Genomic DNA, 14,737 nt, shown 5'->3' with positions numbered 1-14,737 from the left:
TTTAGAGATAAATTTTTCAGTCGGCGCTTTCTTACTGCTTGCATTTTCGACAAGTTCCAATATTTTGGATACCGTCGATTCCCCAAACAGCTTAGTCACTTCCACTGTTATAACTCCGTTTTTGTTAATGAAACCGCCCAGAACCTCACTCTTTACTTCCACTTCCCGAGGCATAGACTCACCGGTTAGTGCTGATGTATCTACCGCTGAGCTTCCTTCAATGACTACTCCATCCAATGGTATCTTTTCACCGGGTTTAACAACAATATGATCTCCTATGTTAACCTCTTCCGGCGAAACCCGTTTGGTATCATTTCCTGTTTTTAGGTTCGCATAATCGGGTCTGATATCCAATAGCGCACTGATTGATTTACGGGATCGATTAATGGCAATACTCTGAAATAGCTCTCCTACTTGATAAAAGAGCATTACGGCTACACCTTCAGGGTATTGTTGAATAGCAAATGCGCCAATGGTAGCTACGGACATTAAGAAGTATTCATCAAATACTTGGCCACGAAGAATGTTCTTAACAGCTTGAAGCACAATATCGCCGCCGATGAGGAGATAGGCTACCAAAAATATAGTTAGTTCTAACCAACCTGAAAATGAACCTAACATTCCGACTCCAGCAACTACTGCGCCCACTGCCAAACGAATTAACATTATTCTGATTTTTTCCTTACCAACATCATGCGAATGGCCTTCATGCCCGTCACTATCATGCGAATGACCTTCATGTCCGCCACTGCCATGCGAATGACCTGCATGCCCATCGCTAGCATGCTTATGTCCTGCTTGTTCTTTGGCACGCATTTGCCCAGAGCCGCCTTTCATCTTAATACTCACTTCAATATGCGGCTCGAGTTTATTAACTAATTTAGTTGCCGCAGATACAATTTCCTCATTCTGATCTTTATCTGCCTCAAAACTCAACGTCTTATTTACGAAATTGACAGAACAATCTGAGACTCCTTGGATTTTTTTTACGCCATTTTCGATTTTCAATGCACAGTTTGCACAATCTAATCCTTCTAATAATAACTCACGTTTTACCGTATCTTTGGATTGACCTAATTGTCCCAAATAAATTATCCCCTTTCACAAAAGTAATGTATGAGCATATGTTCATGTGATATTCTTATTATATGCTTATTTATTTATTCAAGTCAACGATCATTCAGCATGTTGCTAATACTAAAGTTTAAAATACAGAACACTAAATGATTGGAGGGCTCTCAACGGATCGGCTTGTTTTTTTATAAATATTAGGTTCATTTAACAAGCATGTTATAATTTTAAAAACTATGTTTTTTTGGTATAGGAAGGTGAACCATGGAAAGACCAGCAAATGAGGTAGACAAAGTTACTACTTTGGCTTTTGAGAAAGATCTTAATTCTGTAAAATCAGAAATGATGAATACAACTACAGTATCTCAGATGGCTGATTGGTTTAAAGCTTTCAGTGACCCCACAAGAATTAAAATTGTAGATGCTTTACTTCAAAGGGAGTTATGTGTGAATGATTTGAGCGTAATAATAGATATGGGACAATCTGCTGTCTCCCATCAGCTAAGACTTTTAAGAAACATGCGAATTGTAAAACGTCGAAAAGAAGGTAAGACCGTCTTTTATTCGCTGCATGACACACATGTTGAACAGATTTTCCAACAGACTCTGCAACATTTAAGACATGAATAATTACACAAATAAGGCCGGCAAACACGATAGCTCTAGCAATCTTTTTAATGAAACGTTTCTTGTTTCCTACTCCACCTAGGTTTGAGGGAACAAGAAGCTTAATTCAAACGGTGAATAATGTTTGCTTAGCCTAATTTAAAATAGTGTAGCTTACGAGGGGTTACTTTATACCCTAAAGCCTCAATGACTTGAAAACCTTCTTTAATTCCTTGAATCATAAGCTGAATATCCTTAGTGGATTTGGATAGCGCATAATTGTTTGATTTATGTATATATAGGGCATTTGCAATACTGGTAACTAATGCAACATGAGTTTTTTGCCAAGCATCCATATTAGAACTTGTTACAGTGGGGATATGACTTCTATTAAAGGCTTTGACAAGAGCAGTTAATCTAGATGTTGTTTTGCCGTCTAACTCTCCAAAGGTTGTAGTTTGAAAAGCACGGGCAATGCCTCTTCCAATAAAATAATTCACAACCCCATTTTTGAGTTCTCCTCCAGCTGCTGGAAATCCGATCATCAATCTTTTCTGCCCAATGCATTTTAACCATTCATCATATCCAAGTGGGTTATTGACGACAAAAACAATATTTTCACTTTGGTTTTTTGCTAGATAAGGTAAAACAGAATTGACCTGCGTCTTTTGCATAATGACTAGGATATAATCGTAGACATCACTCGGTTCAAGATGATCAATAACCCTGACCTTCGATACTTCTTTACGATCAGAGTAAGCATTCTGCAGGATAATACCATTTGCAGTCATATCTTCATATCTTTGATTTCGAGCAAGAACAGTGACATTATACCCCACGCTTGCCAGTTTACCAGCAAAAATACTGCCAATTACCCCTGCTCCATATATCAAAAATTTCATTTTCTATTCACCTCGACATAATCTTAACCACACTTAAAATTCAAAATTACAAATAAGGCATCGGGTTTACCGGCTTACCGTCAATACGAACTTCAAAATGCAAGTGTGGTCCTGTTGAGTTACCTGTGCTGCCGACCTCAGCGATTTTCTCTCCACGCTTAACCATTTGTCCTTTTTTTACTTTTATTCCGTTGTTACGGATATGAGGGTAAAGGGTCCAGAGGTTATTCCCATGGTCAATAATGACTGTGTTTCCATATCCTCCCCACCATTCCGCAACGATAACTACACCGTCTTCCGCCGCTTTAATATCTGTTCCTTCGGGAGCTGCCATGTCAACACCATTGTGCTTCTTCAATACACCTGTAATCGGATGTACCCTGGTGCCAAAGTTTGAAGATATACGAGCACCGGAAACCGGGAGCGCCATGGATCCACTATTCCCTTTAGAATCAACAGAAAACGTATAAACCATATTTGCTTTCAGCTTATTTTTTTCTTTCTCTAATGCCGCTCGTTTCGTTGCAATTCCTACTACCACTGCTTCCTGCTCTTCGGAGATAACCTCTGACTCCTCTAGATTAGCATTATATTTTACAATCAGCTGCTGCTTTTCTTCTTCTTTCTGTTCCAAAATATTCTTACGTGATTCAGCATTGGCATACAGTCCCTTTACTTTAGCATAGTCTGCTTCCAGTTGTTGCTGTTGCTGCTCAATCAACTCTTTGTCCTTCTTCTCTTCAGCCAACATCATGCGATCTTGATTTGCAATCGCCTGTAACGCATCGACTCGCTCCAGAAAATTCCTTAGGCTAGTTGACGATAACAGTACATCCAAATAAGAAACTCCCCCCTGTATGTACATGAGACGAATCCGCGATTCCAGCCAATCTTGTCGCTCCTCAATTCGCGCCTTGGTTTCATCTAATTCTTTCGAACTGTCACGTAAATCCTCTTCCGTTTTATCGATATCCGCAGATATGCGAGTCAGTTCCAATCCCACAGTCTCCATGTCGGCCAACACCTGCCGCAAATATTCTTGATTTTTATTTACATAATGCTGAGCTTCCTGTTTCTGTTTCTCCGATTCTTCTTGCCTTTCTTCAGCATTTTCGGCTTGCTGTTGAAGCTGAGCCAACTCTTTGTCGATTTGGTTTATCGACTTAGCATAGCTATGAGCAGGTTGAATAATGAGAGCCATTAAAGCGACAACTGTAATTGTAGATATCCATTTCTTCATTTCCATTTCTCCGTTCCAATCCATATATTGTAGCCCTCGACAATTCGCTTTTCTATCAATTTCCAGACCCCTATGAGAATTAACCCGATAATTAGTCCTAAACCAAGCCCTAGTAAAACACGAACGCCGGAAATATAGAGAGGCGTATGTAAGTGGGCAAACGTATCAATAATTGAAAGCTGTCCTATCGTACCTATAATGATCAATACTCTCGCAGCCCGATACCTTATACTCAAAAAGAATCCAAGCAGTAATAATGGATGCGCAATTAAAAACTCTTTGGTTCTTGGGCGAACGCCGAAAAACTGTTCCATCGTTCCGCGCAGCAGCATTTCGAGCGAAGAGGCTGTTCCACCATTTCCAGTGCGGGATAAATAATAATAGCCAACTGCTCCAATTGCTAATGCCGCCAGAACCCATACAACCGTAATTGGTGATCGCAGTATCTTTTGAAAATTCATTATCGATGACCGACTCATAAAAAAAACTGTATAAAGCGAAACGAGTGCAATTGGAGCAGTATGGAGCACACTTACTCCTCTAAACTGCTGGAGACGCAGATTATACGTAATATCACTCAGCAATCCGAATACAAAGGGAGTCGAAAGTAAAGTAATCAAAGTTGTCACAAAAACAAAAAAACAGATATTTCAAGACGTCTTTTTATGCTAAAACCTTGCGGAAGCTTCCCATATTTCCTTGAGTATATATCAACACGCTTCATCGACCAAATCATTGCCAATGTTGAAGTGCTAATTCCTACGCCAAGTGCCAGTCCTTGCTCAACGAGTGCAGAAGAATACAAATAAAGCGCAACACTTCCAAAAAGCACGAGAAAAAAAGCTGGCAAAAGCAAAACAGGAAAAAAGGTACCTATAAGTAATGCAATGATTGCCACTGCCCCCAAAGCTATAACTGCTCTCAGTAGTTTATTCCCAGGAGGACTGGATCTTTCAAACTCCTTTGCTTCACCTGTTGAAAAACCCACAGATGATATTTTATCCTTGGCACCATTCGGAGACGCAATCGCTTTATATACATTATCCAGCGAATTTGTAATTTCAGATTTATCCTGGTTACGAACTACCGAACCGTTTAGATAAAACATTCTAACATTCCGGTCTTTTGCAGCAAGTAGAAACCTGTCCGCGATCACATCCGGTTTTAAGGCTGCGGCATCATTTTCCGACAGCGAATATAATCGCACTACGTTATATTCTACTAAATTAGCAAGCGTTTCAAATCCTGATTGCGGATTTTTCAGATTTTCAATAGCAGCCAATCCAATGTTGTATTTATTCAATAAATCCCCAAATGAGTATAACGTTCTCTTTTCTATCTGATCGCCAAACCCTTTTACAGCATTTCCATCGAACAGAATTCGCTTTACCCCAAGCTTTTGAAAATTAGCCAACATTCTCTCCGTAGCCTCTTGATCAAAAGGACGGTCCTGATCGGATATTCGAGGTATGATCCTAAATCCTTCATCATGAATCAGTTGTAATGACAATGGATCTGGTTCCATGGTTTTAATCAAAGCATTTTCAATAGACGTTTCTAATATTAACCCAGAACGTCCACCGAAGGTCCAGTTGCTTACATTAATATTATCTTTATTAAATCTTTTCTTAATAATTGGCCTCAGTGTGTTTTCTTCTTTTTCACCAGCAAACAGTACATATGTAAAGTTCCTATTTGAAATAGGGATGTTCTGCTGCAGTAAAGCAACTTGTGATTCATTATAAATATTAAGCCTTCCCGCCAGTAACAGATCATTTAAAGTTGACTCGTATACAGACATTGTGGTGATGCCTGCTTCTTGCATCGATACCAGTTGCATCTGTACAAACGTTTCTGGGTTAGGCTGGTATGAAGCTATTTGCAACAAATCACGGAAATCAAAAATAAATTCAATTTGTTTGGAGGTCTTCTCCATCATCCATCTAGAGTATCCCAAAGGCATTGCCGCAATTACACCCAAAAATACTGCAATCCACAATAACCGTTTAATGTAGCCATTCCATTTTTTAATCAAATCGATTTGCCACTCCTCCATACTTTCTCGGCGCAGATTGTAGTCTGTGCAATGTATTCACCTTTATATCCTGTTGAATATTATACTACATATAGTAGTTTAATGAATATGAAGTACAACTGTCAAATATCGAGTCCATTAAACAATATTCATTAAAGTAACTCAACTTTCGCAGGGGGAATATAAAAAGATAGAATTATTGTCATGAATTAGGACAATAAAGTTTTTAAAAAGACACTTTTGCGTATGATGAAGTGAACGTGTAGACGATCACTAAAACATGCGAGAAGTGTCTTTTTCAAACAAAAACAAATATTTATACGCAGCTGTAAATAAAGATTGATAGCATTACCTGTAGCATAAATAAAGATGCAGTCAACTTTTTCCAATTGAATAACGGTATGTTGATTTTTTTATTTGGTTCAATTAGCTGCATAAGTCGATAGTTTATTGCTTCATTGGCAAAATGAACTCCAAGAGCCTGATTTTTTAATTGTTCATTTTTCAACACCGCAAGTAATACATGAGAGATGGGAACCTCGCTTCCCATCCGTTTGATTGAATAGCGATCAGCAAGAAGTTCCATCCAGACCTTATAATGTTGGACCAATTCTTTTACTACAGGCAGAAAAGCAAGACAATCAGCCACAACGTTTAATATAAACAACTGTAAGGGATGGCGTGACTTATAATGATATAATTCGTGATAAATGATTGCTTCAAGTTCATTTTCATCAAATCGTTCTAAAACATAGGAAGAAAGAACAATTTTCGGCTTTAGGAACCCAATCGTCATGGCTATCATTTTGGTTTCATTTAAAATGACAAAGCGAATCTTCTCCAGCTTAAATTTTGCAACTACAGAATTAAACATTTCCAAGTCTCTGTAAGCATTTACGTATCGATTCCAGCTCCTATATAACCTCATTTGCTGTATAATATTCTTCCCGAATGCCGTCAATGAGAATATGACTAAGGCATTTAATACAAGTTCCCAAACAATATGATTAGTAAACGTATCTGCAACTAGTGCACTTATCATTTTCAAGAGATTAGACTTTATCGGCACGTCCTGTATTTGATGTAAAACATTATATCCAAGCAAAACGATAACTAATACACCGGTGATTCCCAAGGTGATTAATGCAAGCTTTGTTTGGCGAGGTAATCTCAGAGTTAAATATTTCATGGTTGGTTTTTCATCTCATCCAGCTTCTGAACCAATTTATCAATTAACTCTGGATCAGCTTTATCCAAATTATCGACAAGATGGCTTACCATTAAGGAACCGAAGTCTTCTATCAAGCCGTCCGTGACCACTTTGGTCTGTTCAATAATAAATTGCTCTCTATTTTGCGTCGGGGAGAAATAGGTGACTTTATTCCTCCCCTTTCCACTCGAATCTTTATGCAGGTGACCTTTGTCCGATAGCCGTACCATCACCGTCATGACTGCATTTAGTGATATAGGACTTTCATTATTAATGATCTCATGGACCTGTTTAATGGTAAGCTTTCCTTTCACCCAAAGAATCTCCATAATCTTTGTTTCCAGAGTGCCAAAGAACCGGTGCAGGCCCTCTTCATTTAAGTTAATTTTTTTCACTTGCACAAATTCAACCTCCATTCTTGATTACATTTTACCATGATTATGAGGAGGACATAACCCGAAAGTAATATCGACAGATAGATCATTCTGATAAATAGATTCTTCTAATAATATCCCCAAATAAGGGTTAGAAGCGTACCAAAGACTGTTACTAGGGCGACAAAGGCCCCATAGTATAACCCCGTATAAACTGCTTTCTTATCTTCACCTTCTCCAACATGCATAAAAACGCTCAATTGAATAATAGCTTGTAAAAATGCTGTGATTAGAAGGATCGTTGAACCCACTGCGAATGAGAGATCAAAGAAATAAACGGTTAAAGCCGCTGCTGTAAGAGTCAGTGAAAATACTAAACCCATTATTTGCTTCCGAGGAAAGAGTTCCCTCATCATTACATCATCCCCTTTAAAAAGACGAAGCTGAAAATGAAAATCCAGACAACATCAAGAAAATGCCAATAAAGAGAGAAAATAAAGGTTTTATTCGTTGTTTCAGGTGTTAACCCGCGCTTCATAATTTGAATAATTATCAACAGTCCCCAAACCAAACCAAAAGCAACATGCGCGCCATGGGTCCCTAATAGCGTAAATAAAATAGCTGTAAATCCACTTGTTTGAAGCTTCGCACCTTCATGCATATATACAATAAAGTCATAAATCTCAACGCCGATAAATCCTAAGCCAAGTAATAGAGTGATGATTATAAAAACAACACTTGCCTTTTGCCTTCCTAAACGCATGGCGTGAATTCCCAAACCGATTGTAAAACTACTTACTAAAAGCAAAACGGTTTCAGTCATTACAGGAATGATTTCAAAGATATCCGCTCCAGTAGGTCCATTACCCGTTCGATTAACTAATGTAAAGTAAGAGGCGAATAATGTCCCAAAAAGTGCAATTTCAGCTCCCAGAAAAATCCAAAAACCCATAATATTCAAACGATTTTGTTCTGTACTATATTCCAGCGGGAGCGACTGATCAATTTTCATATTCCGACTCCTCCCCGATTGCGTTCAGTTTTTTCAATTTCTTCAACTGTGATATATCGACCATGGTCTTGTTCAAATGATCGGTAGGCTAAACAAATGAAGATTCCGACGGTGGCAATAGTTGCAAAAATCCACAACCCAAATACAAATGCAAAGCCCCAGATAAAAAATATACCTCCAATAATAAATGGCAGCCCACTATTATTAGGCATGTGAATTTTTTCTAATGTACCATTGAAAAGATTATGGCCCTTTTTCTTGTAATCCCAAAATGCTTCACCAGAATTAACTGTTGGAATGATGGCAAAATTATATTCCGGCACTGGAGTGGAAGAGGCCCATTCGAGAGAACGAGCATCCCACGGATCTCCAGGTATATCTCTGGATGCGTAACGAGTGCTGTAATAGATGTTATATACGATTAAAACGAACCCTATTAACAGCCCAATTGCTCCGATAAATGAGATCATGTTCCATATACCAAATCCTGTAGATTCCGAATAGGTATACATCCGGCGCGCTTGGCCATTTAATCCAGAGATGAACATTGGAAAGAATGTCACACAAACACCGATTGAGATAAACCAAAACGCCCATTTTCCAATTCTTTCATTCAACATGAATCCGAACATTTTAGGCCACCAATAAGTGAGCCCAGCAATCATTGCAAATACTACGCCTGGAATAATAACGAGATGGAAGTGAGCCACCAAGAACATGGTATTGTGATACTGATAGTCAGCACTTGCCATTGCCAACATAACCCCTGTCACACCACCAATTGTGAATATAGGGATAAACCCCAAGGAATATAGCATAGGCACAGTAAATACAATTTTTCCTTTTCGCAATGTGAACAACCAGTTGAATATTTTAATTCCGGTAGGAACAGCGATTGCCATTGTCGTTACGGAGAAAATACTGTTGACTAATGCTCCTTGACCCATTGTGAAGAAATGATGAACCCAGACTAAAAAGGAAAGGATCGAAATAGCAACCATAGAGATGACCATTGATTTGTAGCCGTATAAGTTTCGTCGTGCAAATGTTGAAATAATCTCACTGTAAATACCAAATGCCGGTAAAATTAAAATGTATACTTCAGGATGTCCCCAAACCCAGAACAAGTTAGCCCAAAGCATATCCATACCGCCATTGGTCGTTGTGAAAAAGTTTGTTCCAAAAAGTCGGTCCATCGTTCCCATGGCAAGTGCCACGGTTAATACAGGAAAAGCAAAAACAATGATTAAATTTGTAATCAAGGCTGACCAAGTAAACATTGGCATTTTCATTAAGGTCATGCCGGGTGCTCTCATTTTTAGAATAGTTGTGATAAAATTTATCCCTGTGATTAACGTCCCTATCCCAGAGATTTGAAGCGCGAGCATATAATAATTTGTTCCTACAGATGCACTAAATTCAGTGCCCGCAAGCGGAAAATAAGAAGACCATCCCGAATCCGGAGAACCTCCAATGACAAAAGAGATGTTAAATAACATAGCCCCAAAGAAATATAACCAATAACTCAGTGCATTGAGTCGTGGAAAGGCAACGTCTCGAGCTCCGATCTGCAATGGCACAGCAAAGTTCATTAAAGCCATAATAAACGCCATAGCCATAAATATAATCATCACAACGCCGTGTGTTGTAAAGATTTCGTTATATTCTTTTGCACCAAGTAGCGTATTATCAGGCACAGCCGTCTGGGCACGCATCATAATGGCATCAGCTCCACCACGAAATAACATGATTAATGCAGATATAAGATACATAATCCCTATCCGCTTATGGTCCACTGTAGTTATCCATTCTCTCCATAAGTATCCCCATTTTTTAAAATAGGTTAAGCTTACAATGATTGCGATTATAGCAAGAGCGATAGCTACCATTGAGGCATAAATTGTAGGGCTTGGATTGGGTACAGCAAATCGATTGAAAAAATCCATACTCTTCGGCTCCTCTCAAGATTAAACATTTACACCAGGATTCTTACTGCCCCATTATTGAATCCCCATGATTCATTCCCTCCATGTTCGTATTGATTGGATTACTATCATTTGTGCCCTGAGTTGACTCATTTGAGCTTTCATTAGCAGTGTTAGACTCCTCACTATGGTGGCTTCCCGGAGGCGGCGAAAAACCTAAATGGGTTCCGGTGAATGTTGATTGTCCTAGATGGCCAGGTTCTAATAACTCATCAAATTTTGCTTCAGTGATTGGTTTTGCTGTCTCTTTCACTTCATCTACCCACTCGTCATATTCTTCCGGTGGAACTGCATTAACACTAAACGTCTGCTCCGCGAACCCTTCACCGGTAAAGTTTGCATTACGGCCAGTGTACTCTCCGGGAATGTCAGCGGCTAAATTTAATGTATTGACCATATCTGCCATCGCATACTTTTGCCCACCAAGTTGAGGAATCCAGAAGCTTGATATTGGCCCATAAGAATATAACTTGAATTGAATAGGTCTGTTTGTTGGAATATACAAATAATTGACGGTTTCAATATCCTCTTCCGGGTAACTGAAATGCCACTTCCAATTAGAAGATGATGCATAGATCACTAATGGTTCTTTGGAATACCCCTTGGGTACTGCTTCAACCTTAAAAGTAGAGACAATAGTAACAACTGACAAAAAAGCTACGATTAAAACAGGGATCGCTGTCCAAAGAATTTCAAGTTTTAGACTACCTTCAATATAGGGTGGTTCGTAGTCCTCATTCTGATTTGAGGCACGATACTTCCTTATAATGAACGCATACAATATGATTACAACAATAACAACCAAAGCCATTGTTCCAATTGAAACCCATATTACATTCGCTGTAGTTCGAGCTTGGGGCCCTTTAGGATCTAGTACTTTTAGTGGTTGACAACCCGTTAACAAAGCTGAAAAGACGAGTAGAATAGCCATAATTGTCCAGCGAAGCTTCATTTGAGCACACCTTTCTCTTGATTTTTTAAATACGTTACACAAAAGTCGCTTAGTTACTTCAGTTGATTAACTCTCTTGTCATTGCCTTTATACAAAACTTTCGTGACTCAATAATTGTACATAATTAAAACTACGATTTGTAGTATTAAAATTCATTCGTCACACGTTTTACACATAAACACTATTCAAAAGACACAAATTAGACATTTAATGCGAATTATCCAAATTAAATTAGTGATTTATCTCATATCCTTTAACGTGAAAAGATAAATAAATCGTTCTTATTAAGTTTTCTGTTAGCGAAACACAAAAAAGGACTGTCATCGAGGTTAGATGATAATCCTTGGCCATCATATTATGCTTAATCTCCAATTGCATCCTCCTTCTGTTTTTCAAATCATTTTCAGTAATCAGTTAAGAAATATCCTGTTACGATAATATCTAAAAAAGCTACCTCTGTAAAAGATCGAGGCAGCTCTCAGCTGAAATTAAGATAAAGAACACAATTCCATTTTACATATAAACTTACTATCCCCTGAATAAATTAATGTATCTCGCTAGTGACCTTATCAAATATGGATTTGCCCAGCACTCTTCGTGCTGTCACATATCTATTCTTGTAATATCCTTCAGATAAACTGCTTATAGTTACTCCCTTACTACTTGAAGAGTGAGCAAATTTATTTTCCCCCATATAAATACCCGCATGTGAAATTCCTCTACCATTTGTATTAAAGAAAACCAGATCCCCAATGCGCAGATTTTCTTTTGCCACGTAGCTACCAGATTTAGCTTGTGTTTGTGAAGTCCGCGGTAAATCCAGCTTATAATTATCCATAATATGTAATATGAAGCCTGAGCAATCAAAACCCGTAGTAGTAGATCCACCATACTTATATGGGGTTCCAATTACCTCGCTTACCTGACTCTCAATCATAGTTTGATTAGCATATGTGCTAGTAGCAATGGCACCAAACAATACCGTTGCGCCTAAAAAGGATAGTAACATTCTTTTCAAAAAATATCCCTCCCTAAGTTCGTATCCAATATTCTGAAACACCTTCTAACAACATTCTCGATGGTGTGACATCTTACGTTTATGACATTAAGTTGTTAATATTTTGTCACCTTACACATTGTAGTATATTCCTTTTTGTTTTGTCAACGTCTATTCAACCACATGATTATCTGAATTCCACCAGTAGGTTAAATGTATTAGCATTGTCCCGTGAATAAAAACAATCAATTATACCCACAATATCTTTGTATTTAAATTCACCGAAAGGAATGAAAAGTAATGTCAGATCACGAATGGCAACATATTCATATCCCAGAGCATTATGAATTTGTAGCCCACGGAGCCCATGTTGACCTTGGCGAACATGAACAAGCTCACATTGGTTTTATCAAGGCAGGGGAAGGCGAAGTTTATCCACCAGGATTTCCACCCACACTGGAAGTTCCTCATGGACTCCATTGGGTAGGCATCCCTGGCCATTACGACAAACATGAAGATCACGGACACTTTCAAGCACCCCATTGGGGACTACACGGAAAACATTAAAAAAGTAAGAGGGGATATTTGAACTGTAACCCATAAGATGTACACTTTAAAAAAGTGTCCAACTTACGGGTTACTTGTGTTTTAACTAGATTAATCAATGAGCGGGGAAAGAGAAATGGAGAAAAATAGAAATATGTAAACTTAACAATGAATATGCCGGTTGGAAGCCCTTCCAAACATCCTTCATGTATCGGAAAAGAACCATATTTACTCTCCCACCTTTAAGCACGCAGCCTTAAGGCTTACCAAGCTTTATACTACCCATGGTAATCTTCTAGCAGGCTGCATTTACCGGATAATTTAGGCAAAAAAAATGAACTCTCCACCGAGGAAAAACTCCGACGTACATAGGTTCAGATGAAGATGAACCGAAGAAAGCCGCAACGCCGGAAGGCTTCAGACGAAAATCGCTATTTACTCATTAAAAAGCACTACGCAGCTCATGGGACTTGTCCATTCTGTGGATGCGCCAAATTAAAGCGGGAGCCTGGAAAAAATCCTCTTGTCGGGTCCAGCAAATCCATGTCGCGAAAGGGAACCTCGAACAAGGACTGCCAAGCTGTAAACAAACTTCGGCTCGTTGTTACCTCGTTAATATATTTCATTGGAGACATCACCGGGATGTGCTCATTCTTAAGATTCGCATGGCATTCAAGACCGCAATCACGGTCACGCCTACATCTGAAAATACTGCTTCCCACATAGTAGCAAAACCAAAAGCGCCTAAGAGTAAAAATATCGCTTTTACGCTTAATGCAAAGATGATATTCTGCCAAACAATCCGTCTGGTTCTCTTAGCAATTCGTATAGCTGTCGAGATTTTCGAGGGTTCATCTGTCATAATGACAATGTCAGCTGCTTCTATAGCGGCATCCGACCCTAATCCACCCATGGCTATACCCACATCTGCCCGAGCTAACACTGGAGTATCATTAATACCGTCACCAACAAAAATTATTCTTTCTTTAGGCGATTTACTCTGCATCAACTTCTCAATCTCTTCCACTTTATGCTGTGGCAGTAACTCTGCATGCACTTCATCTATACCTAGCTGCTGTCCAACCGAATCGCCAACGGCTTTGGCGTCCCCTGTCAACATCACGATTTTCTTTATGCCTAGTTCTTTTAACGAACGAATGGCCTTTGCGGAATCGTCTTTTATTTCATCCGAGATGACAATATACCCCGCATACTTTTTTTCAATTGCAACATGAATAACCGTTCCTGCCTCATTGGGCGTTTCAAAAGATATACTGTACTTGTTCATTAGCTTGATGTTACCGGCTAAGACCTCTTTCCCCTGAACCTTTACTTGTATGCCATGTCCCGAGATTTCATTATAACCCTCCAGTTGATCTTCCCTGATCTCCTTCCCGTAGGCGACCCGTATGGACTCAGCGATAGGGTGAGTTGAATGCAGCTCCGCAAATGCCGCGTATTCAAGAAGTTCGTCTTTTGATAATTCTCCGGCAGGATTAATACCAGTAACTTTAAAGGCTCCCTTAGTGAGTGTTCCTGTCTTGTCAAATACAACATACTTAACATTGTTTAAGGCTTCCAAGTAGTTGCTGCCCTTGACAAGAATACCTGTCTTGGATGCTGCTCCAATCCCTCCAAAAAAACCCAGCGGTATAGAAACAACAAGCGCACAAGGACAAGATATGACCAAAAAGACAAGCGCCCGGTAGATCCAATCTGAAAAGGTAGCCCCACTTAAAACCAGGGGAGGTACAACCGCCAGAAGTAAAGCGACGATGACAACAACCGGTGTATAGTAACGTGCAAA

At 39.1% G+C, this 14,737-nt stretch carries 14 protein-coding genes and 1 pseudogene; 2 read left to right on the top strand and 13 right to left on the bottom strand.

Features of this window, described 5'->3' with window-relative positions; translation table 11 throughout:
- Window positions 1-1,086 (bottom strand): annotated as a pseudogene (locus AQR02_RS34120) (heavy-metal-associated domain-containing protein); the annotation flags it as partial.
- A 249-nt stretch (window positions 1,087-1,335) separates the two neighbouring features.
- On the opposite strand from AQR02_RS34120, the gene AQR02_RS12050 reads away from it, so the two are divergent.
- Entirely contained in the window at window positions 1,336-1,701 is a 366-nt protein-coding gene (locus tag AQR02_RS12050) for an ArsR/SmtB family transcription factor (protein ID WP_054940708.1), read from the top strand.
- 125 nt (window positions 1,702-1,826) lie between these two features.
- Here AQR02_RS12050 and AQR02_RS12045 read toward each other — a convergent pair whose 3' ends face one another.
- The 11 genes from AQR02_RS12045 to AQR02_RS11995 all read right to left on the bottom strand — a co-directional run bounded on the left by AQR02_RS12045 (window position 1,827) and on the right by AQR02_RS11995 (window position 12,405).
- Window positions 1,827-2,579, bottom strand: a complete 753-nt coding sequence (locus AQR02_RS12045; RefSeq protein WP_054940707.1) for a ketopantoate reductase family protein — start codon at window positions 2,577-2,579, stop codon at window positions 1,827-1,829.
- Window positions 2,580-2,625: 46 nt separating this feature from the next.
- The gene (locus AQR02_RS12040) at window positions 2,626-3,819 is read right to left on the bottom strand and encodes a murein hydrolase activator EnvC family protein (RefSeq protein WP_054940706.1); all 1,194 of its coding nucleotides are present in this window, start codon (window positions 3,817-3,819) and stop codon (window positions 2,626-2,628) included.
- Window positions 3,816-4,448: a DUF5693 family protein gene (locus AQR02_RS35125; protein ID WP_280818622.1), complete on the bottom strand. Its 633-nt coding sequence runs from the start codon at window positions 4,446-4,448 to the stop codon at window positions 3,816-3,818. The genes AQR02_RS12040 and AQR02_RS35125 overlap by 4 nt, the downstream gene beginning before the upstream one ends.
- Window positions 4,445-5,854 (bottom strand): DUF5693 family protein, encoded by a 1,410-nt coding sequence (locus tag AQR02_RS35120; RefSeq protein WP_054940704.1) that lies wholly within the window; start codon window positions 5,852-5,854, stop codon window positions 4,445-4,447. Before AQR02_RS35120 ends, AQR02_RS35125 begins: the two co-directional genes overlap by 4 nt.
- 316 nt (window positions 5,855-6,170) lie before the next feature.
- Window positions 6,171-7,043 (bottom strand): M56 family metallopeptidase, encoded by an 873-nt coding sequence (locus tag AQR02_RS12025; protein WP_054940703.1) that lies wholly within the window; start codon window positions 7,041-7,043, stop codon window positions 6,171-6,173.
- Window positions 7,040-7,465, bottom strand: a complete 426-nt coding sequence (locus AQR02_RS12020) for a BlaI/MecI/CopY family transcriptional regulator (RefSeq protein WP_054940702.1) — start codon at window positions 7,463-7,465, stop codon at window positions 7,040-7,042. Before AQR02_RS12020 ends, AQR02_RS12025 begins: the two co-directional genes overlap by 4 nt.
- Window positions 7,466-7,566: 101 nt before the next feature.
- Entirely contained in the window at window positions 7,567-7,851 is a 285-nt protein-coding gene (gene qoxD, locus AQR02_RS12015; RefSeq protein WP_054942081.1) for a cytochrome aa3 quinol oxidase subunit IV, read from the bottom strand.
- Between the two features lie 2 nt (window positions 7,852-7,853).
- A complete protein-coding gene (gene qoxC, locus AQR02_RS12010; protein ID WP_054940701.1) occupies window positions 7,854-8,450 on the bottom strand; it encodes a cytochrome aa3 quinol oxidase subunit III in 597 nt (198 codons plus the stop codon).
- The gene (gene qoxB / locus AQR02_RS12005; RefSeq protein ID WP_054940700.1) at window positions 8,447-10,396 is read right to left on the bottom strand and encodes a cytochrome aa3 quinol oxidase subunit I; all 1,950 of its coding nucleotides are present in this window, start codon (window positions 10,394-10,396) and stop codon (window positions 8,447-8,449) included. Before qoxB ends, qoxC begins: the two co-directional genes overlap by 4 nt.
- 43 nt (window positions 10,397-10,439) lie before the next feature.
- Entirely contained in the window at window positions 10,440-11,387 is a 948-nt protein-coding gene (gene qoxA, locus AQR02_RS12000) for a cytochrome aa3 quinol oxidase subunit II (protein ID WP_054940699.1), read from the bottom strand.
- 544 nt (window positions 11,388-11,931) lie between these two features.
- Window positions 11,932-12,405: a C40 family peptidase gene (locus tag AQR02_RS11995; RefSeq protein WP_054940698.1), complete on the bottom strand. Its 474-nt coding sequence runs from the start codon at window positions 12,403-12,405 to the stop codon at window positions 11,932-11,934.
- A gap of 279 nt (window positions 12,406-12,684) precedes the next feature.
- Between AQR02_RS11995 and AQR02_RS32450 the strand changes: the two genes are divergently transcribed.
- Complete coding sequence (locus tag AQR02_RS32450) at window positions 12,685-12,951, top strand: hypothetical protein (protein ID WP_148449090.1); 267 nt, start codon at window positions 12,685-12,687, stop codon at window positions 12,949-12,951.
- A gap of 613 nt (window positions 12,952-13,564) precedes the next feature.
- On the opposite strand, the gene AQR02_RS11985 is transcribed toward AQR02_RS32450, so the two are convergent.
- A partial coding sequence (locus tag AQR02_RS11985; RefSeq protein ID WP_082451819.1) for a heavy metal translocating P-type ATPase occupies window positions 13,565-14,737 on the bottom strand: 1,173 nt, incomplete at its 5' end.

Source organism: Paenibacillus ihuae, assembly GCF_001368795.1.
GTDB classification, from domain to species: Bacteria; Bacillota; Bacilli; order Paenibacillales; family Paenibacillaceae; genus Paenibacillus_AQ; species Paenibacillus_AQ ihuae.
Note: the sequence above shows the minus strand (reverse complement) of the source record. Positions and strands in the feature narration are given on the sequence as shown.